At 71.0% G+C, this 18837-nt stretch carries 17 protein-coding genes; 9 read left to right on the top strand and 8 right to left on the bottom strand.

Annotated elements, in window-relative coordinates:
- Positions 1 to 31: 31 nt before the first annotated feature.
- The 3 genes from ACZ7J0_RS10525 to ACZ7J0_RS10515 all read right to left on the bottom strand — a co-directional run bounded on the left by ACZ7J0_RS10525 (position 32) and on the right by ACZ7J0_RS10515 (position 2720).
- Complete coding sequence (locus ACZ7J0_RS10525; RefSeq protein WP_470885928.1) at positions 32 to 1222, bottom strand: acyl-CoA dehydrogenase family protein; 1191 nt, start codon at positions 1220 to 1222, stop codon at positions 32 to 34.
- Positions 1223 to 1321: 99 nt separating this feature from the next.
- Positions 1322 to 2164: an SGNH/GDSL hydrolase family protein gene (locus tag ACZ7J0_RS10520; protein ID WP_470885926.1), complete on the bottom strand. Its 843-nt coding sequence runs from the start codon at positions 2162 to 2164 to the stop codon at positions 1322 to 1324.
- Positions 2151 to 2720 carry a PadR family transcriptional regulator gene (locus ACZ7J0_RS10515; RefSeq protein WP_470885925.1) on the bottom strand — a complete coding sequence of 190 codons (570 nt, stop codon included), beginning with the start codon at positions 2718 to 2720 and terminating at the stop codon, positions 2151 to 2153. The genes ACZ7J0_RS10520 and ACZ7J0_RS10515 overlap by 14 nt, the downstream gene beginning before the upstream one ends.
- A gap of 112 nt (positions 2721 to 2832) precedes the next feature.
- Here ACZ7J0_RS10515 and ACZ7J0_RS10510 point away from each other — a divergent pair, with 112 nt between their 5' ends.
- Positions 2833 to 3264 carry a nuclear transport factor 2 family protein gene (locus ACZ7J0_RS10510; RefSeq protein ID WP_470885923.1) on the top strand — a complete coding sequence of 144 codons (432 nt, stop codon included), beginning with the start codon at positions 2833 to 2835 and terminating at the stop codon, positions 3262 to 3264.
- Between the two features lie 99 nt (positions 3265 to 3363).
- Here ACZ7J0_RS10510 and ACZ7J0_RS10505 read toward each other — a convergent pair whose 3' ends face one another.
- Positions 3364 to 3564, bottom strand: a complete 201-nt coding sequence (locus ACZ7J0_RS10505) for a hypothetical protein (protein WP_470885922.1) — start codon at positions 3562 to 3564, stop codon at positions 3364 to 3366.
- Between the two features lie 101 nt (positions 3565 to 3665).
- Between ACZ7J0_RS10505 and ACZ7J0_RS10500 the strand changes: the two genes are divergently transcribed.
- The 5 genes from ACZ7J0_RS10500 (at position 3666) to ACZ7J0_RS10480 (ending at position 9747) form a co-directional block, all read left to right on the top strand.
- A complete protein-coding gene (locus ACZ7J0_RS10500) occupies positions 3666 to 4373 on the top strand; it encodes a nitroreductase family protein (RefSeq protein WP_470885920.1) in 708 nt (235 codons plus the stop codon).
- Positions 4374 to 4517: 144 nt separating this feature from the next.
- The gene (locus tag ACZ7J0_RS10495) at positions 4518 to 5300 is read left to right on the top strand and encodes a VOC family protein (protein ID WP_470885918.1); all 783 of its coding nucleotides are present in this window, start codon (positions 4518 to 4520) and stop codon (positions 5298 to 5300) included.
- Positions 5301 to 5409: 109 nt separating this feature from the next.
- Complete coding sequence (locus tag ACZ7J0_RS10490) at positions 5410 to 7548, top strand: SpoIIE family protein phosphatase (protein ID WP_470885916.1); 2139 nt, start codon at positions 5410 to 5412, stop codon at positions 7546 to 7548.
- Between the two features lie 133 nt (positions 7549 to 7681).
- Positions 7682 to 8728 carry a PHP domain-containing protein gene (locus ACZ7J0_RS10485; protein WP_470885914.1) on the top strand — a complete coding sequence of 349 codons (1047 nt, stop codon included), beginning with the start codon at positions 7682 to 7684 and terminating at the stop codon, positions 8726 to 8728.
- On the top strand, positions 8725 to 9747 hold the full coding sequence (locus ACZ7J0_RS10480) for a glutathione S-transferase family protein (protein ID WP_470885912.1): 1023 nt from the start codon (positions 8725 to 8727) through the stop codon (positions 9745 to 9747). The genes ACZ7J0_RS10485 and ACZ7J0_RS10480 overlap by 4 nt, the downstream gene beginning before the upstream one ends.
- A 117-nt stretch (positions 9748 to 9864) precedes the next feature.
- On the opposite strand, the gene ACZ7J0_RS10475 is transcribed toward ACZ7J0_RS10480, so the two are convergent.
- From ACZ7J0_RS10475 to ACZ7J0_RS10465, 3 genes are all read right to left on the bottom strand, one after another.
- Entirely contained in the window at positions 9865 to 11265 is a 1401-nt protein-coding gene (locus ACZ7J0_RS10475) for an NADP-dependent succinic semialdehyde dehydrogenase (protein ID WP_470885910.1), read from the bottom strand.
- Positions 11266 to 11398: 133 nt separating this feature from the next.
- On the bottom strand, positions 11399 to 12085 hold the full coding sequence (locus tag ACZ7J0_RS10470; RefSeq protein WP_470885909.1) for a ThuA domain-containing protein: 687 nt from the start codon (positions 12083 to 12085) through the stop codon (positions 11399 to 11401).
- Between the two features lie 534 nt (positions 12086 to 12619).
- Positions 12620 to 13504, bottom strand: coding sequence for an NAD(P)-dependent oxidoreductase (locus ACZ7J0_RS10465; RefSeq protein WP_470885907.1), 885 nt, complete (start codon positions 13502 to 13504; stop codon positions 12620 to 12622).
- A 49-nt stretch (positions 13505 to 13553) separates the two neighbouring features.
- On the opposite strand from ACZ7J0_RS10465, the gene ACZ7J0_RS10460 reads away from it, so the two are divergent.
- A complete protein-coding gene (locus ACZ7J0_RS10460) occupies positions 13554 to 13961 on the top strand; it encodes a MerR family transcriptional regulator (RefSeq protein ID WP_470885906.1) in 408 nt (135 codons plus the stop codon).
- 606 nt (positions 13962 to 14567) lie between these two features.
- Positions 14568 to 15389, top strand: a complete 822-nt coding sequence (locus ACZ7J0_RS10455; RefSeq protein ID WP_470885905.1) for a class II aldolase/adducin family protein — start codon at positions 14568 to 14570, stop codon at positions 15387 to 15389.
- Positions 15390 to 15506: 117 nt separating this feature from the next.
- On the opposite strand, the gene ACZ7J0_RS10450 is transcribed toward ACZ7J0_RS10455, so the two are convergent.
- Positions 15507 to 16115 carry a TetR/AcrR family transcriptional regulator gene (locus tag ACZ7J0_RS10450; RefSeq protein WP_470885903.1) on the bottom strand — a complete coding sequence of 203 codons (609 nt, stop codon included), beginning with the start codon at positions 16113 to 16115 and terminating at the stop codon, positions 15507 to 15509.
- 140 nt (positions 16116 to 16255) lie between these two features.
- On the opposite strand from ACZ7J0_RS10450, the gene ACZ7J0_RS10445 reads away from it, so the two are divergent.
- Positions 16256 to 18826 (top strand): FHA domain-containing protein, encoded by a 2571-nt coding sequence (locus ACZ7J0_RS10445; protein WP_470885901.1) that lies wholly within the window; start codon positions 16256 to 16258, stop codon positions 18824 to 18826.
- Positions 18827 to 18837 lie beyond the last annotated feature (11 nt).

Genomic DNA, 18837 nt, shown 5'->3' with positions numbered 1-18837 from the left:
GAGGCGCCAGGCAAGACTTTCCGGACACGACCTAGCGCCGCACCCGCGGCATGCCCAGCCCGATCCAGGAGATGATCTCGCGCTGGATCTCGTTGTTGCCGCCGCCGAAGGTGAAGATGACGGCGGAGCGGTAGCCCCGCTCCAGCTCGCCGTGGAGGACCGCTCCCGCCGAGCCCTCCTTCAGGGCGCCGGCGGAGCCGACGACTTCCATGAGCCAGGCGTAGGCGTCGCGGCGTGCCTCGGAGCCGTAGACCTTGACGGCGGAGGCGTCCTGCGGGGTGAGGGTCGACTCCTGGACGGCGTTGACCATCTGCCAGTTGAGGAGCTTCATCGCGTCGAGCTTGGTGTGGGTCTGCGCGAGGCGCTTCCTGACCCATCCGAGGTCGATGACCCTGCGCCCGTCGGCGAGTTCGGTGTCGGCCGCCCAGCGCTGGACGTCGTGCAGGGCGCGGATGGCCATGGTGCCGTGGGCGGCGAGGGTGACGCGCTCGTGGTTGAGCTGGTTGGTGATCAGGCGCCAGCCCTTGTTCTCCTCACCGACCCGCCGGGAGGCCGGGACGCGGATGTTCTCGTAGTAGCTGGCCGTGGTGTCGTGCGAGGCGAGGGTGTTGATCAGGGTGCAGGAGTAGCCGGGGTCGCTGGTCGGGACGAGGAGCATGGTGATGCCCTTGTGGGGCGGGGCGTCCGGGTCGGTGCGGACGGCGAGCCACACCCAGTCGGCGGTGTCGCCGTTGGTGGTCCAGATCTTCTGTCCGTTGACCGTGTAATGGCCGGTGGTCTCGTCACCCTCCCTGACCGCGCGCGTCTTCAGGGCCGCGAGGTCGGTGCCGGCGTCGGGCTCGCTGTAGCCGATGGCGAAGTCGATCTCGCCGGCGAGGATCCTGGGCAGGAAGTAGGCCTTCTGCTCGTCGGTGCCGAACTGCATGATCGTGGGGCCGACGGTGTTGAGCGCCATCAACGGCAACGGGACGCCCGCCTGGGCGGCCTCGTCGAAGAAGATGAACTGCTCCATGGGGCTGAGCCCGCGGCCGCCGTACTGCTCCGGCCAGCCGACGCCGAGCCAGCCGTCGGTACCGAGACGGCGGATGGTCTCGCGGTAGAAGCGCTTCTGGGCCGCGGGATCGGCGTAGCGGGCGTAGACGTTGTCCGGGACGAGCTCGGCGAAGTAGGCGCGCAGTTCGGCGCGCAACTGCTGCTGTTCAGGCGTGTATTCGAGGTGCACGGCCCCTCCAGGCGTCTCGCGCTCGCTGGCCCGCGGCTGCGGCCGCGCCAGAGTAGAACGTGTTCCAAGAATCTGGAAGAGGGCTTCTCGGCGGAAGAGCTACGGCCGGGGCAGGGCCTCGCCCGGGGATGCACCGGACTCCTTCGCCGCGTCGGGCGCCGGAGCGGTGAGTACGGGAAGCAGCTCCGGGCGTTTGGCCGCGCGGCCGTCGCCGGAGGAGCGGCCGCGCAGGCGCCGTCCGAGCCAGGGCCCGAGGAAGGACGCGGCCCAGCGCAGTTCGCCGGCCGCGGCGCGCCACCCGGCGGCAGCCGCCAACGGCTCGGGCAGCGGGTGCGTCCAGGAGTCGTCGCTGTCGGGCAGCCCGAGGGCGTGGGCCAGGGCGGCGGCGATGCGTTCGTGCCCGAGCGGACTGGCGTGGAGCCGGTCGGGGCTCCACAGGCGGGGGTCGGTGACCACGGGGTGGCGGGAGGTCTCGGCGAGGACGACGTCATGCCGCCGCGCCGCCTGCCGGATCCGGTCGTTCAGCGCGACGACCCGTGAGCCGAGGGGTCGGGCCAGCGGCGTGATACGCGTGACGTCCGGGAAGGTGAGGGTCATGACGACGGCTCCCCGGGCGGTGAGCGCCGCGAACATCGCCTCCAGGTGACCGGCGACCTCGTCCGCGTCGAAGCGGGGCCGCAGCAGGTCGTTGACCCCGGCGACGACGGTGGCGAGGTCCGGATTCAGGGCGAGCGCGGGCGCGAGCTGCTCCCCGCGGACCTGTCCTACGAGGCGACCGCGTACGGCGAGGTTGGCGTACCGGACGCCGGGGTTGTGCCGCGCGAGGCGCTCCGCGAGCCGGTCGGCGAACCCCCGCGGGCCTCCGGTGTCGTCGCCGTCGCCGAGCCCCTCGGTCTGGCTGTCGCCCAGAGCGACGAAGCGCGTGTACTCACCCCTGGGCACGGGCAGCCCGCCTTTCCGTCAGGATCGCGACGGCGCGCTCGCACCAGTCGCGGTTGCCCCGCTCGAATTCCAGACCGCGCAGACAGGTCAGATAGGGGCCGATCCGGTCGCCGTGGCGCAGGAACTCCTCCTCGCCCCGGTCTCCGCGCATCTTCCGCAGCAGTACGTCGAACAGCTCGATCTTCGCCCCGGCGAAGGAGGCCCGTTCGGTGAGCTGCGCGATGAGGGTCTCCGTGTCGACATGGTCGGCGGCCTGCACCTTGACGAGCAGATCCTCACGGATGAAGGAGGGCTTGGTGGTCGCCCCGGCGAAGTGTTCCAGCTCGGCGAGTCCGGCGTCGGTGACCCGGAACAGGCGCTTGTTGGGGCGCGTGTCCTGAACCACTTCGCGGCCGGCGACGAGCCCTTCCTTCTCCAGCTTGGTCAGCTCGGCGTAGAGCTGCTGGGGCAGCGCGTGCCAGAAGTTCGCCACACCCATGTCGAAGGCCTTGGCCAGCTGATAGCCGCTCAACTCCTCGTCGAGCAGCGCCGCCAGAACGGCGTGCCGCAGCGCCATGGAACCGCCCCCCTTCTCCTCGCCGCTCCGCTCACGAGTTCCCCTGTTCCTGAACCCGTTTCATGATAGTCATGAAACTGACTACTCAGAAACATGACTATGAGGAGAATCCATGACCGCCGTGGACCGCTTCCGTGCCGCCGTGGACAGCCGCGACCTCGCCGCTCTGGGCGACCTGCTCACCGACGACATCCGGCTCTACAGCCCCGTGAAGTTCACGCCGTTCGAAGGAAAGCCCCTGGTGATGGGTCTCTTCGGAGTCCTCCTGCGGACCTTCGAGGACTTCCGGTACATCGGGGAGTTCGACGGCGACGCCGAGACCGGCGCCGACGGCACCGAGGCGCCGGCGGGCGTCCTGCTCTTCAGGGCCACCGTGAACGGCAAGCAGATACACGGCATCGACCTGCTGCACCTCGACCCCGAGGACCGGATCAAGGAGATCACCGTGATGGTCCGCCCGCACTCCGCGGTACAGGCCCTGGGCGAGGCCGTCCTGACCGGCCTGGTCGCGGACGGCCTCGTCCCGGTGCCGACCTCTCACTAGGGCCCGGCTCACGGGGTGCCGGACTCACCGGGACGCGGGCCCACCCCCACGCCGGGGGCGGCCCGCTCCCGTACTCCGGGCCCGTCCGGGCCCCGCGCGTCAGGGCAGCAGCTCGTCGAGGGACGCCCGTCCCTTCGCGGCCAGTCGCCGCTCCGCCCAGGCCAGATTCGCGGGTGTCACGTCCCGCCCCGAGGCCAGCACCAGGTCCTCGGCGGCGATCTCACCCTCCGAGCCGGTGTGCAGAAGTCTGTCCGGGGTCGGGCCCAGCGTCTTCGAGGTCGAATCGGACTCAGCGTTCATGCCGCCTCCTCGTTAGTCCGGATGACGTCATTCTCCTGGCCGTCCACCCGTACCGCATCCGGGCGACCGGGGAGGGCGCCGGAGCCCTATGCTCCGCGGTCATGAGCGACGATCACGAGGACCCGGGTCTCTTCGACATCATGTCCACCGCGCGGGCGATGCGACGGCTGCGGCCCGACCCGGTGCCCGATGAGCTGCTGGACCGGCTGATACAGGCGGCGGTCTGGGGGCCCAGCGGTTCCAACGCACAGCGCTACCAGTACGTGGTCGTCACCGACCGCGCGGTGATGGCTCGGCTGGCGCCGCTCTGGGAGAGGTGCGTGGACGCCTATCTGGCCACGGCGGGCCGGTCCGCGCCTCCCGGCATGGACGACACCGCGTTCGAGCGCCTGACCAAGGCCATCCGCTACCAGCGCGACACCTTCGCCGAGACCCCGGCACTGGTCATCCCCTGCTACCGATACCCGTCCGTACGGCCCGACCTGGCCGGTACGAAGGCGTCGGCGGCCGCCCTCGGCGCGGGCGGCCTCGCCCGGCTGATGCGCGGCCGGGCCCGCTTCGAGGTACTGGCGGAGGCGGCCAGCGTCTACCCGGGCGTCCAGAACCTGCTGCTCGCGGCCCGCGGCCTGGGGCTCGGCGCCAACATCACCATCTGGCATCTGATGCTGGAGCGGGAGTGGAAGCGGGCCCTGGGGATTCCCCGGGATGTGCGGACCTTCGCGGTGATACCCGTGGGATGGCCGATGGGCCGGTTCGGACCGCTCAGCCGCAAGCCGGTGCGCAGCGTGGTGCACCGAGACGGCTGGTGAGCGGGGGCGGCCTCCCGGGGGCGGTGTACGCGGGTGGTGGTCCGTGCGGATGAACCCCGGCCCGTACGGCTGCCGCGAACCGGGCCCCGAGCGGACGATGGGCAATCGTGTCAGCAGACACCCCAGAAAGGCAGGAACCGCCCCATGCTCGGTACGGACTTCACCACCGGCTCCCCCAGCTGGCTCGATCTCGGCAGCCCCGACACCTCGGCCTCCGCGGACTTCTACCGGGCGGTCTTCGACTGGGACTTCGAGTCGGCGGGACCGGACGCGGGCGGGTACGGCTTCTTCAAGAAGGGCGGGAAGACGCTCGGCGCGCTCGGGCCGCTCACCGAGGAAGGGGCCCGTCCCGCCTGGACGGTGTACTTCCAGACGCCCGACGCCGCCGCCACCGCGCGGGCGGCCGAGCAGGGCGGTGGGACCATCCGGGTCGACGCGTTCGACGTCATGGACGCCGGCCGGATGGCGTGCCTCACCGACCCGGGCGGCGCCGAGTTCGCCGTGTGGCAGCCGGCCGCCGTCAAGGGTCTCGAAACGACTTCGGACACCCACACGCTGTGCTGGGCGGAGCTGCACGTGGGCGATCCGGAGGCCGCCGTCGCGTTCTACCGTTCGCTCTTCGGCTGGCGCTCGCAGGAGATGCCGGCTCCGGGCATGACGTACAGGGTGCTGTCGACGGCAGACGGGGACCAGCAGGACGCCTCGTTCGGCGGGATCGCCCCGCTCCAGGGCGACGCCCAGGAGGCGCGCTGGGTCCCCTACTTCACCGCGGAGGACGCGGACGCGATCGCGGCCAGGACCCGGGCGGCCGGCGGAACGGTCCTGATGCCCGCCGCCGACGTCCCCGACGTGGGCAGGATCGCGTGGCTCGCGGATCCCTCCGGCGCCGTGTTCGCCGTTCTGCAGCCCGCACCGCGGCACACCTGACGCGTCCGCGGCGGGCCCACCGGCGCGGGTGGACGGCCACTCGACCGGCGCACGGTTGCCTGTGTCGCCGCCATGGCATTCCCGGGCGGTGGGTTCGACAATGGGTGGGATGACCGACGACGACCGGGGACAGCTCACCGGCTCGCCGCCACGCCCGGCACCGGACGGGCAGCTCAGCGGCGAGATCGGGCCAATGGAGCGGCTCGCCATGAACCGCACCGGCAGTTTCGACTGGGATCTCGACTCAGGAACCATCGATGTCGACGAGGCGGGCCTGCTTGTCTTCGGCCTGGATCCTGACACCTTCGACGGCCGGCCCGCCGCGCTCGTCCACAACCTCGACACGGAAGAGCGCGACCAGCTGGACTCCGTCATCCGGGAGGCCCTGAGCAGCGGCCGTTCCTCCTACACCGCGCATTTCCGCATGTCGGCGGAGGACGGCACGGAGCAGTGGACGCATGTGCAGGCCCGGATCCTGCGGGACGAGACCGGCAGAGGACACCGGATCGTCGGGATCGTCCGGGACACGACCGCCGAGGTCACCCATTCGGCCTTCCTGCTGGAACTGGAGAAGCGCCGGCAGGTGCAGACGAGCATCGTCGAGCGCACGACGCACGCGCTGTCCCGGGCGGTGACCGTCGACGATGTGACGGCCGCGCTGACCGGCCCCGGCGGGCTCGCGCGGCTGGGAGCGGACGGCCTCGCGCTCGGCCTCGTCGAGAACGGGTCGCTGAACATCATCGCGCTGAGCGGCGATTCGCTGGAGGTGCTCGACGGGCTGAGGGCGCGGCGGCTGGAGCGAGGGCTGCCGCTGGCCGAGACGGTGATGGACGGCCGTCCGCTGTTCGTGAGCAAGTTCTCCACGCTGGGCCGGGACTTTCCCGTCCTCGCGCCCTATATCGGCCGGCTGAAGTTCAAGGCGGCCGCCTATCTGCCGCTGATCGCCCAGGCGCGTTCGCTCGGCGGTATGGCGCTGTTCTACCGGGGCCGTACGGCGTTCACCGCCGATGAGCGCAACCTCTGCCTCGGACTGGCCGCGATCGTCGCCCAGTCGCTCCAGCGGGCCATCCTCTTCGACGAGGAGCGGGAGCTGGCGACGGGTCTGCAGTCGACGATGCTGCCGCGCCGCATCCCGGAGATCACGGGCGGCGAGATCGCGGTGCGCTATCACGCGGCGTGGAGCGGCCGGCAGGTCGGCGGCGACTGGTACGACGTGATCTCGCTGCCGCGCGGACGTGTCGGCATCGTCGTCGGGGACGTGCAGGGGCACGACACCCACGCGGCTGCGATCATGGGGCAGCTGCGGATCGCGCTGCGGGCGTACGCCGGTGAGGGGCACGCCCCGTCGACCGTGCTCGCCAGGGCGTCGCGTTTTCTCGCCGAACTGGACACCGCGCGGTTCGCGACCTGTACGTACGCGCAGGTGGACCTCGACGGGGGCACGGTACGGGCGGTCCGCGCGGGCCACCTCGGGCCGATGATCCGCCACACGGACGGCCGGGTGGGTCTCCCCAAGCTCCGCGGCGGGCTGCCCCTGGGGCTCGCCTCGGTCTTCGGGGAGGAGGAGTTCCCGGAGACCCGGCTCGACCTGGTGCCGGGCGAGACGCTGGTGCTGTACACGGACGGTCTGGTCGAGCAGCCGGGGTCGGACATCGACAGCGGGCTCGACGCCCTGGCGGAGGCGATCAGTACCGGCCCGCCGCAGGCGGAGGCGCTCGCGGACCATCTGTCGGAGCAGCTGTGGGAGCGCTGGGGCTCCGGTGACGACGTGGCGCTGCTGGTACTGCGGCGCAGCCCGGACCCGGGCACGCCGCGAGCGCCGCGCATACACCAGTACATCCACCAGGCGGACCCGCAGGGCCTCTCCGACGCCCGGTCGGCCGTGAGCGAGGCGCTGCGCGACTGGGACATGGGCTCCCTGGCCGACGACGCCGAGCTGATCACCGGGGAACTGCTGGTCAATGTGCTGCTGCACACCGAGGGCGGTGCGGTGCTGACGCTGGAGGTGCTGCCCGAGCCGGTGCGGAGGGTGCGGTTGTCGGTGCAGGACCGTTCGAGTGCCTGGCCCCGGCGGCGTACACCCGGTGAGGCGGCGACCTCGGGGCGCGGGCTGCTGCTTCTGGACGCGCTGGCCACGCGCTGGGGGGTGGAACCCCGGGGCGAGGGAAAGGCGGTGTGGTGCGAGATCGGTCCCCCGCCGGCCGGCTCGGGCCGACCGGACCAGGGCGGGGTGAGCGAACCGGCGTGAGCCGAGAGCGGGCCGGGCCGGGTTGAGGCGGAAGCCGGTCGGCGTGAACGCCCGGGCGCCGGTGTGACCGCCCGACACCGTGTGAAACCCCGGACGGACAGGGCGGCAGGGGGCGAAGGAAGGAGACGCGGCGATGGATCCCGTTGCTGCCCTGGACAGGATCGCCTTTCTCCTCGAGCGCTCCCAGGCGCCCACGTACCGCGTCAAGGCCTTCCGTACGGCGTCGGCGGCGGTCGCCGCCATGGCCGAGGGTGAGGCCGCCCAGCGGGCCGCCGCGGGAACACTGGAGGCCGTCAAGGGCATCGGCCCGAAGACGGCCCAGGTCGTGCGGGAGGCGCTGGCCGGTGAGACTCCCTCCTACCTCGTTCATCTGGAGGAGGAGAGCGGGCTGCCCCGGGCCGGGGGCGGAGAGCTGATGCGGGCCGCCCTGCGCGGCGACTGCCATCTGCACTCGGACTGGTCGGACGGCGGCAGCCCCATCGACGAGATGGGCCGTGCGGCCGAGGCCCTGGGTCACGAGTGGGCCGTCCTCACCGATCACTCGCCGCGGCTGACCGTCGCCCGCGGGCTGTCCCCGGAACGACTGCGGGAGCAGCTGGACGTGGTGGCCGAACTCAACGAGCGGTGGGCGCCCTTCCGTCTGCTGACGGGGATCGAATGCGACATCCTGCTGGACGGCTCGCTCGACCAGGAACCGGAACTGCTCGACCGGCTCGATCTCGTCGTCGGCTCGGTCCACTCCAAGCTCAGGATGGACGCCCCCGCGATGACACGGCGCATGGTGAAGGCCGTGCGCAACCCGCTGATGGACGTCCTCGGGCACTGCACGGGGCGGCTCGTCACCGGGCGTGGCAGGCCCGAGTCGCAGTTCGACGCGGAGCAGGTGTTCGCGGCGTGCGCCGAGGCGGGGACGGCGCTGGAGATCAACAGCCGTCCCGAGCGGCTCGACCCGCCGCGCAGACTGTTGCGCCGGGCGGTCGCCGCCGGGGTCCTCTTCGCGATCGACACGGACGCGCACGCGCCCGGCCAGCTGGACTGGCAGATCTTCGGCTGCGCACGGGCCGAGGAGTGCGGGGTGCCCGTGGACCGGGTGATCAACACCTGGACGGCCGACGAGCTCGTGGAGTGGACACGCACCCGTCGGGTACCCGCGCATCGACCGGAGGGAGCGTCCTCGTGAACAGCAAGACCCGTACCCGTGCTGCCTCGGCGGGCGACAGCGACGCCTTCGTGCGTTCACCCAGCCACTTCACGGACCGGATCACGGCCGACGGCCGCGACGGCTGGCCCGTGGAGCCGGGCCGCTACCGGCTGGTCGTCAGTCGCGCCTGCCCCTGGGCGAGCCGCGCGCTGGTCTCCCGGCGGCTGCTAGGACTGGAGCACGCCGTCTCCGTCGCCGTGGCGGACCCGATCCAGGACGAGCGCAGCTGGCGCTTCACCCTCGATCCGGACGGCCGGGACCCGGTGCTCGGGATCGGCTTCCTGAAGGAGGCCTATGACGCGCGCGAGAAGAACCACCCGGGCGGGGTGAGCGTACCGGCGATCGTCGACATACCGACCCGGACGCTGGTGACGAACGACTACCGGAGCATCACACTGGACTTCGCGACCGAGTGGACCGCCCTGCACCGGGAGGGGGCACCGGACCTCTACCCGGAGCCGCTGCGCGATGAGATGGACGCGCTGATGGAGGACATCTTCCGCGACGTCAACAACGGCGTGTACGAGGCCGGGTTCGCCCGCTCGCAGGCGGTGTACGAGGAGGCGTACGGCAAGCTCTTCGCACGTCTGGACGCGTTGTCGCGGCGCCTCGCTGACCGGCGGTACCTGATGGGTGACACGATCACGGAGGCGGACATCCGGCTGTTCACCACGCTCGTGCGCTTCGACGCCGTCTACCACGGTCACTTCAAGTGCAACCGGAACAAGCTGGCCGAGGACCGCGTGCTGTGGGCGTACGCACGCGATCTGTACCAAACACCGGGGTTTGGCGACACGGTCGACTTCGATCACATCAAGCGCCACTACTACCAGGTGCACAAGCACATCAATCCGACCAGGATCGTGCCGGTGGGCCCGGACCCGGCGGGCTGGCTGACGCCGCATCACCGGGAGAAGCTGGGCGGAAGCCCGTTCGGCGAGGGGACGGCGCCGGGCCCGTCGGCCGAGATCCCGACGCCGCCGCTCCCTCCGCTCTGAGCTCGCCGCTCCTTGAGCTCTGCGCTCGCCTCTCGTTCCGCTCTGCGCTCGCCTCTCGTTCCGCTCTGCGCTCGCCTCTCCGGGCTTCGCGGCGTCAGTCCGTGTCCGCCGGCCTGGTCAGTCCTTGTCCGCCGCCTGCCACACCGTGGTGACGTTGCAGAACTCACGGATGCCATGGCCCGACAGCTCGCGTCCGTACCCGGAGCGCTTCACGCCTCCGAAGGGCAGAGCGGGGTGGGAAGCCGTCATGCCGTTGACGAAGACCCCGCCCGCCTGCACATCGCGGACGAACCGTTCGACGTCCTCGTCCTCACGGGTCCACACATTGGAACTGAGACCGAACGGTGTGGCGTTGGCGCGTTCCACGGCTTCGTCCAGGTTCGACACGCGGTAGAGCGTGGCGACGGGCCCGAAGGTCTCCTCCTGGTCGATCCGCATCTTCGGGGTGACGTCGGCGAGGACGGTGGGCCGGTAGAACCAGCCCCGGTCGTGTTCCTCCGGGCGGCCCCCGCCGCACAGCACGGTCGCCCCGTGGTGCACGGCGTCGTCGACCAGCTCCTCCAGATCCGCGCGGCCCTGCTCGGTGGCGAGCGGCCCCACGTCGGTGGACTCGTCGAGCGGGTCGCCGACGGTCAGCGCCGCCATCCCGGCCGCGAACCGTTCCGCGAACGCGTCGTACACGTCGGTGTGGACGATGAACCGCTTGGCCGCGATGCACGACTGGCCGTTGTTCTGCACCCGGGCGGTCACGGCGGTCGCGGCGGCCTTGTCGATGTCGGCCGACGGCATCACCACATAGGGGTCGCTGCCGCCCAGCTCCAGCACGGTCTTCTTGACCTCGTCACCGGCGACGGACGCGACCGCGCGGCCGGCCGGCTCGCTGCCGGTCAGGGTGGCGGCGGCGACTCGGGGGTCGCGCAGGACCGACTCGACGGCGCCGGACCCGATGAGCAGGGTCTGGAAGCACCCACGGGGATAGCCGGCCCGGTGGAAGAGATCGCCGAGGTACAACGCCGTCTGCGGCACGTTCGAGGCGTGCTTGAGGAGGCCGACGTTGCCGGCCATCAGCGCGGGCGCCGCGAACCGTACGACCTGCCAGAGCGGGAAGTTCCACGGCATGACGGCCAGGATGACGCCGAGGGGGCGGTAGTGCGTACGCGCGGCGGAGGCGCCGGAATCGCGGACGTCCGACTCCGCCGGGTGTTCGTCGGCGAGCAGCTCCGGGGCCTTCTCGGCGTACCAACGCATCGCCTTGACACACTTGGCGGCCTCGGCGCGCGCCGCCGCGAGCGGCTTGCCCATCTCGAGGGTCATCGTCCGGGCGATGTCCTCCTGGTCCTGCTCCAGCAGGTCGGCGGCGCGTTTGAGCAGCTGGGCGCGTTCGGCGAACCCGGTGGCGCGATAGGCCCGGAAGGCGGCGTCGGCATCGGCCAGACACCGTTCGACACCCTCGGGGCCGAGCGCTTCGTAGGACTTGAGTGTCTCGCCGGTCGCGGGGTTCACCGTGGCGATGGGCATGGGTCCGTCCTCCTCGGGTCGGTCGCCTACTCGACCCTGACGCCTCGGGACCGGCCTCGCAAGGCGGGCCGGGGGCCGGGTCCGAGCGGCGGGATGGGGCGAGCAGCGCCGGAGCGGGGTGCACCGGCGGGGGTCAGGGGGAGCCGGCCGCCCAGCGCAGGGCTCCGGCCAGGTGGGCGCGGAAGTCGGGATGGGCGTACGCCTCCGCGCTGTGGCCGAGCGCGGTGAAGCAGGAGCGGCCCCGTCCGACGGTGTGGCACCACGCCAGGGGATGGTCGCTACCGAGCGTGCCGCCGCGGTAGGTGGATTCGTCGACGCGGGCCAGGACGTGGACGGAGGCGGAGCGCGGGTTGGCCGTGAAGTTGTACCACTCGTCCGTCCAGCTCCAGCGGGCCGGGAGATGGGCGGTGGCGGGGTGGTGGGGGTCCTCGACGTGGACCTCGGCGGGCTGGATCTCGGGGTGGCCGTCGAAGCGGGTACCGAGGAGCTCTCCGTAGAACGGCCAGTCGGGCTCGGCGTTGGCGGCCGCGTGCACCCCGAGGAAGCCGCCGCCGCCGCGTACGTACGCCTCCAGGGCCGCGCGGGACCGGCCGGTGAGGACCGGGCCGGTGGTGGACAGGAAGACGACCGCGGCGCAGCGGGCGAGGCGCTCGGGAGCGAGGGTGGCGGGGTCCTCGGTTGTCTCGGGAACGAGACCCTGGTCCTTGGCGAGTTCGGCGAGGGCGGTGGCGCCGGCCGGGATGGAGTCATGGCGGTAGCCGTGGGTGCGGGTGTAGATGAGCAGGTCCGTGCGGGATCGCGGGTGGTGCGTGGTCGGCACAGGGGCTCCTGGCGAGGTCGTCGGCCGACGTACACATACGGCGGGCAGTCATCGATCGGCGGTCGTCGTACCAGTCGTCGGAGTAAGCGCTTTCTGCGACCGTAGCCAGCGCCTTCCCGGGACACAAGACCCCTACCCGGGGTAGCGCCGAGGTAAGCCCGAAAGCCGCCAGTACTGGATCTTGACGTCCCTGAGTGACTCCTCCGCGCCGCCCGCCCTCCTCACGCCGTCAAGGCGCGCGGCGCTGAGGCATCCGAGGAACGACCACGGTCCGGCCCTCGTAGCAATCCGCGCTGTTCGGCCCCGCACCGCAGCGGTGCGGGGCCGAACAGCGCAGCTTGGTCCGCCGGTCCACGGGCGATCACTCGTCGCCCACTGCCCCAGCTCGCCTTCTCCCGGTCGGCGGAGTCGGCATCAGCAGCTCGGCGAGGCGGCGGTGGTCGTGAGGTGCGGCGGTCCGGGACAGACTCCCCCTTCTCCGAGCTGGTTGGATCCCGATGTCCGGGTCGGGGTCGGGGTCGGGGTCGGGGTCGGTCAGTCGTTGCGGAGCTTGCCGAACTCCTCGATCAGCACGGGATACTGCTCTTTGCCGTGTCCGGCGGCGATCGCCCGGTCGGCCATGGTCTTGAGCAACTTCGGCAGTTCGGCGTTCACCCCCACTGCCTCGCTCTCCTCGATCAGGTGCTCCATCGCCCGTGCGTCGCTCTCCAGGGCGGATACCTCGGCCGTGAAGGAGCCACTGTCGACCTGCTCGGCGTATCCAGGCAGCCATTCGGCCACACCGGCGGCGATCTGCCGCGCGAACGGCGCGTACGTCGCGGCGTCGACTCCGGCCGTCCTGAGCAGGGCCGTGCCCTGGAGCCACGCGTTCAGGACGCTCCACATCATGGCCAGGCCGGCCACGTCGTACAGCGACGCGAGCCCATGGTCCGCCCCCAGGTAGGAGACGGTGCCGAGCGCGCCGAGTGTCGACTCGTGCGCCTCGAAGTCCGCCTGCGGCCCACTGTGCAGAATCACCGCGTCGGCGGTGCCGATGGTCGGCGGGATGGCCATGATGGCGCCGTCGAGGTAGCGGGCACCACGCTGCTCGGCCCATCGGGCGGCTTCCCTGGCGTGGGCCGAGCTCCCCGAGGTCAGGTTGATCAACATCGTGCCGTCCAGCTCGACATCGTTCGCGCCGAGGAGCTCGTACAGGGCCGGGTAGTCGGTGACGCAGATGATCGTCAGCGAACCCGCCTTGAGCGCCTCGCCGACACTCGGCGCCAGCCGTGCGCCCTCGGCCACCAGTTGGTCGGCTTTCGAGGACGTGCGATTCCACACGGTGGTGGGATGCCCGGCTTTCAGGAACGCGCCGGCGAGTGCCTGGCCCATCAGGCCAAGTCCGATGATGGTCACGGGTGTTTCGGTGCTGTTGTTCATGACAGCATCGTCAACGTTGATACCGGTATGAAGGTCAAGCGAGGTTGCCATGCGGATCGGGGAACTGAGTCGTCGGACGGGAGTCCACACTCATCAGTTGCGCTACTACGGCGCCCAGGGGCTGCTGGAGGCGGATCGTGGCGCCAATGGTTATCGCGAGTACGACGAGAGCGCCGTACTGCGGGTGAGGCAGATCCGGCACCTGCTCGGTGCCGGTCTGTCTTCCGAGGACATCGCGTACGTGCTGCCATGTGTGCTCGGAGAGGCCCCGGAGCTGCCCGGGTGCCCCGAGTTGCTGGCCGCGATGCGGTCACGGCTGCAGCGACTGAACGATCAGATGGCCAGCCTCGCCCACTCCCGCGACGCTCTTGCCGCCTACATCGATGCGGCCGAGCGAACGGGCAGCGAGAGCTATCCGCCCTTTGACGGTGGCGACTTGGAGCCCGTCCCCGCCTGAGGGGCCGCGGTGGCGACCACGCCCGAGCAGTGCGAGGGCGACGGCGGCAACGCCGTCCCGGGGCTGAGGCCGGATGCGCGCCGCCCTGTGGCCCGTCGCCTTGGCTGTGCGCGCCAAGACCCCGTGGCTGGGCCGGTTTTATGTCGCGTCAGGCGGCTGCACCGAAGCCGGAGACGGTTCGTCGCCGCGGTCACACGCCGGTGAAGCGGCGGGCGGCCTCCTCCACCGGCGCCGCCTCGTCCAGCCCCTCGGAACATCGTCGCCAGGTCGTCCCGCACCCGCATCCGCGCCCTGTGGGCCAGGCAGGCGAGCAACGCGACCCCTTGATGACCGCGTAGTCCCGCGGTTCGGAGTCATCCGAAGCATCCGCCTCCCCGGCGAAGTCGGTGAATGTCGGCGAGGCGACACCGTCCACGTGTTCACCTCGGTGCGGATCTTCGAGGTCCTCGCGTCGAAGGTGGAGAACGCCAGCAGTTCCAGCCCGGCCGCCACCACCTTCTCCCGCGCGACATTGATCCCACGCGGAACCCGGCCATTGTTCAAACGGATACACGACTGTATCTTTTTGCCACCCCGCTCCCCTCTCCTCCTCCCTTGGAGTTCCTGATGAGCACCGACGCGCGTACCGAACTCCCGGCCACCCTCGCCGCGGCGGTCGGTCCGATGCCCGAGGGTGTCACCCTGCCGATGCCGCCCACCTTCGACTCGGTCGAGGAGGAACGCCAGTACCGCAAGGAGCAACTGGCGGCGGGATTCCGCCTGTTCGGCAAGTTCGGGTTCTCCGAAGGGGTCGCCGGGCACATCACCGTCCGCGATCCGGAGAACCCGGACGCCTTCTGGGTCAATCCGTTCGGCATGAGCTTCCAGCAGATCAAGGCGTCCGACCTGATCCTGGTCGACCACCAGGGCACGCTGCTCGAGGGCCGGCGACCCGTGAACCGGGCGGCCTTCGTCATCCACTCCCAGGTGCACGCCGCCCGTCCGGACGCGATCGCGGCCGCGCACTCCCACTCACTGCACGGAAAGGCGTTCTCCAGCCTCGGCATCCCGCTGGACCCGATCACCCAGGACGCCTGCGCGTTCTTCGAGGACCACGGGATCTACGACGACTACCGGGGCGTGGTGAACGAGGTCGAGGAGGGCAAGCGGGTGGCCCGCGCGCTCGGTGACCACAAGGCGGTGATCCTGAAGAACCACGGACTGCTGACGGTGGGTCACTCGGTGGCCGAGGCGGTGTGGTGGTTCATCACCATGGAGCGCTCGTGCCAGGCCCAGCTCCTCGCCATGGCCGCCGGAACACCGCAGTTGATCGACCGGGAGACGGCCCTGATCACCCGCTCCCAGGTGGGGACGCATCTGGCGGGATGGTTCCAGGCACGCCCGCTGTGGGACCAGATCACGGCGTCCGACCCGGACCTCTTCGACTGACGCGACCGAGCGGCCGAACGGCGGAGGGGCGGAGGGGCGGAGCGGCCGAGGGCTCAGCAGGCTGAGCGGCTGGGGGACCGACGCGGCCGTCGGCTCGCCGTCATCCGGGGAGTGTGTTCAGCGCTCGGTGGTGACGGCCGACAACAGCGAGGTCAGGAAGGTTCGTTCGAGGGCCCCCGGCGGCAGCTTGTCGGGCTCCACATAGCTCTGCGCGAGGCCGCCCTCCCGCACGGCGATGAGGAGCCTTGCGAACTCATCGGCGTCCACGGTCAGTTCGCGTCCGGCTCGGCGCAGTACGGTCGTCAGGCCACGCGCGATCTCCGCCCGCAGCCGCGCGTCGTGCTGGGCCAGCACCCAGGCGGCTTGCGGGTCACGGATCGCGTGCAGGGTGAACTCGGTGGTGACCAGATACCAGTCGCGCTCGTCCGGCTCGACCCGTGAGGCGAGTTCGGCGAGCCGCTCCAGGGTGAACTCCTCGGCGCCGACCGCGTCGACCGCGGCGGCGAGCCGGTTGAGGGTGCGTTCGCTGTGGGCGTCGAACAGCGCGAGGAAGAGCTCTTCCTTGCTGCTGAAGTTGGAGTAGAACGCGCCCCGCGTGTAGCCGGCGCGCTCGCAGATCTGCTCGATGGACGTGGCGTGGAAGCCGTGCTCGGCAAAGGCCTCGAGCGCGGCCGCCAGGAGCGCGGCGCGGGTCCGGGGCCGGCGCTTGGTCACACCCTTGGGCACGGGCCCCTCCTTCCGCGACGTGAACCGGGGCGACCACGATACCTGTGGCCCCTTTGAGACGGGCCGCGCGCAGGGCCCGCCCCCGCTCGCCGTGAGGGCGCCCCCGAGCGCGTCGGGGCCCGGAAAGTTAAAATCCATGTATGGGAAAGCGGCCCGTCGTGCCCGCCGCGCCCGAGCTGGTCCTCGAGATCGACGGGGACACCACGGTGATGAGTCCGAGCCGGGCATATCGCATCGGGCGCGACCCATTGAGCGACATCGTGCTGGTGGATGCGCGCATCTCGTGGCACCACGCGGTGTTGCGGCCCGAGGGTGACCATTGGACGCTGCAGGACGAGGGCAGCACCAACGGCACGTTCGCGGAGGGGCGGCGCATCGAGGTCCGGGGCGTGGGGCCCGGAACCGTCATCCGCTTCGGGCATCCCGAGGACGGTCCGCTGGGCGTCCTCTTCGGGGCGCCCGCACCGCAACCGGAACCGCGCGTACGGCCCGGCCGAGAGACACCCGGCGAGCCCGGACAGCGACCCCCGGTCTCGTACGAACCCGGCCCATCCGTTTCCGAACCCCAGGCCGAACCCGCGGCCGAACCCCAGGCCGAACCTGCGGCCGAAACCGGGGCCGAACCCCAGGCCGAAACCGGGGCCGGGCCCTCACCCGAACCCGCTTCGCCGGTGCGGGGCTCGCCCCCCACGCCCCGGCCGTCCTCGGTCTCGCTGCCCGCCGCCACCGGCACCTTCCGCCGGCCGACCTCGGTCCGTCCGCTGCCGGTCAGGACCGTCCGGATCGGGCGCGGCCCCGACAACGACCTGGTCATCGACGATCTGACGGTCTCGCGGCTCCACGCCGAGCTGCGCGCGGAGCCGGACGGCACGTACTGGATCCATGACCTGGGCAGCCACAACGGCACCTTCCTCAACGGCCGCCCCGTCGACCGCGCGCGCGTCACCCCCGACGACATCGTCGGCATCGGTCACTCCGCGTTCTGTCTCATCGGCGACCAACTGGTGGAGTTCACCGACACCGGCGAGGTCTCGCTCGACGTGCAGGACCTTGCGGTCACCGTCGACCAGGGCCGCAAGACGCTCCTGGACGAGGTGTCGTTCCCCGTGGGCCAGAAGTGCCTGCTCGCTGTCGTCGGCCCCAGCGGCGCCGGCAAGTCGACGCTGCTCAACGCGCTGACGGGACTACGCCCCGCCGACCGAGGCACGGTCCTTTACGACGGCCGCGATCTCTACCGCGACTACGCCGAGCTGCGCCGGCGCATCGGTCTCGTGCCGCAGGACGACATCCTCCACCAGCAACTGACCGTCAAGCGCGCCCTCACCTACGCCGCCGAACTGCGCTTCCCCGAGGACACCGCCGCGGCGGAGCGCCGGGCCCGGGTGGACGAGGTCATCCGCGAGCTGGGTCTGGAACAGCGCGCGGACCAGGCGATCCACAGCCTCTCCGGCGGCCAGCGCAAACGCGTCAGTGTGGCTCTCGAGCTGCTGACCAAGCCTTCGCTGCTGTTCCTGGACGAGCCGACGTCCGGCCTCGACCCCGGGATGGACCGCTCGGTGATGCACATGCTGCGCGGCCTCGCCGACGACGGCCGTACGGTCATTGTGGTCACCCACAGTGTGCTCAGCCTGGACGTGTGCGACCGGCTGCTCGTTCTGGCCCCGGGTGGCCGGATCGCCTACTTCGGGCCGCCCGAGGACTCCCTCTCCTTCTTCGGCTTCTCGCAGTGGCCGGAGGCGTTCGAGGCGTTCGAGAACGACCGGGGCCGCGACTGGGCGGGGTCGTACCGGCAGTCGGCCTTCCAGCAGAGGTACATCGACAGCGAAAGCGCCAGGCAGCGACCGAGCGTGGCGGCCGGGCGGGCGCAGGTGACTCCCCCCGAGCCGCCACCGAAGGCACAGAGCTGGGGTGCTCAACTGCGGACGCTGGTGCGCCGGTACGCGGCCGCGCTGGGCGCCGACCGGACCTTCCTGGCCATCATGATCGCGTTGCCGTTCGTGATGGGCGCGATGGCCAGGGCGCTGTCCGAGGGCGAGTTCGGGCCAGAGTCGACGATGAACGTACTGCTCATCCTCTGCGTCGGCGGAGTGCTGACGGGCGCGGCCAACGCGGTGCGCGAGCTCGTCAAGGAGCGGACCATCTACCGCCGGGAGAGAGCCGTGGGTCTGTCCCGGTCCGCGTATCTGATGTCCAAGATCGTGGTGCTGGGGCTGATCACCGTCGTGCAGGCGGTGGTCCTGACCCTGGTGGCCCTGATCGGGGTCCCGCTGAACGCCCCCGGCGGCAAGGGCGTGCTGCTCCCGCCGCTGGTGGAGATCACCCTCGCGGTCGCCCTGCTGGCGTTCACGGCGATGATGCTCGGGCTGTTCGTCTCCGCGCTGGTGCGCAAGGAGGAGGTCACCATGCCTCTCCTGGTGCTCCTGGCGATCGTCCAGGTCGTGTTCTGCGGCGGACTGCTGACCATCAAGGGCTCGCCGGTCATCGAGCAGCTGGCGTGGCTGGTCCCGTCCCGTTGGGCGTTCGGGGCGATGGGATCCACCGTCGACCTCGGGAAGATCGCCCCGAACGAGAAGACGTCGGATCCGCTGTTCGCGCACACGCTCAGCGCGTGGCTGCTCGACATGGGGATGCTGGTGGTGCTCTGTCTGGTTCTCGGGTTCGTGGTCGCGAAACTGCTCCGCCGGCACGAGCCTGTGATCATGCGCAAGTAGCGAAAGTAGGC

The organism is Streptomyces sp. NPDC038280, assembly GCF_055600045.1.
This window is presented reverse-complemented; position numbering and strand designations above follow the sequence as displayed.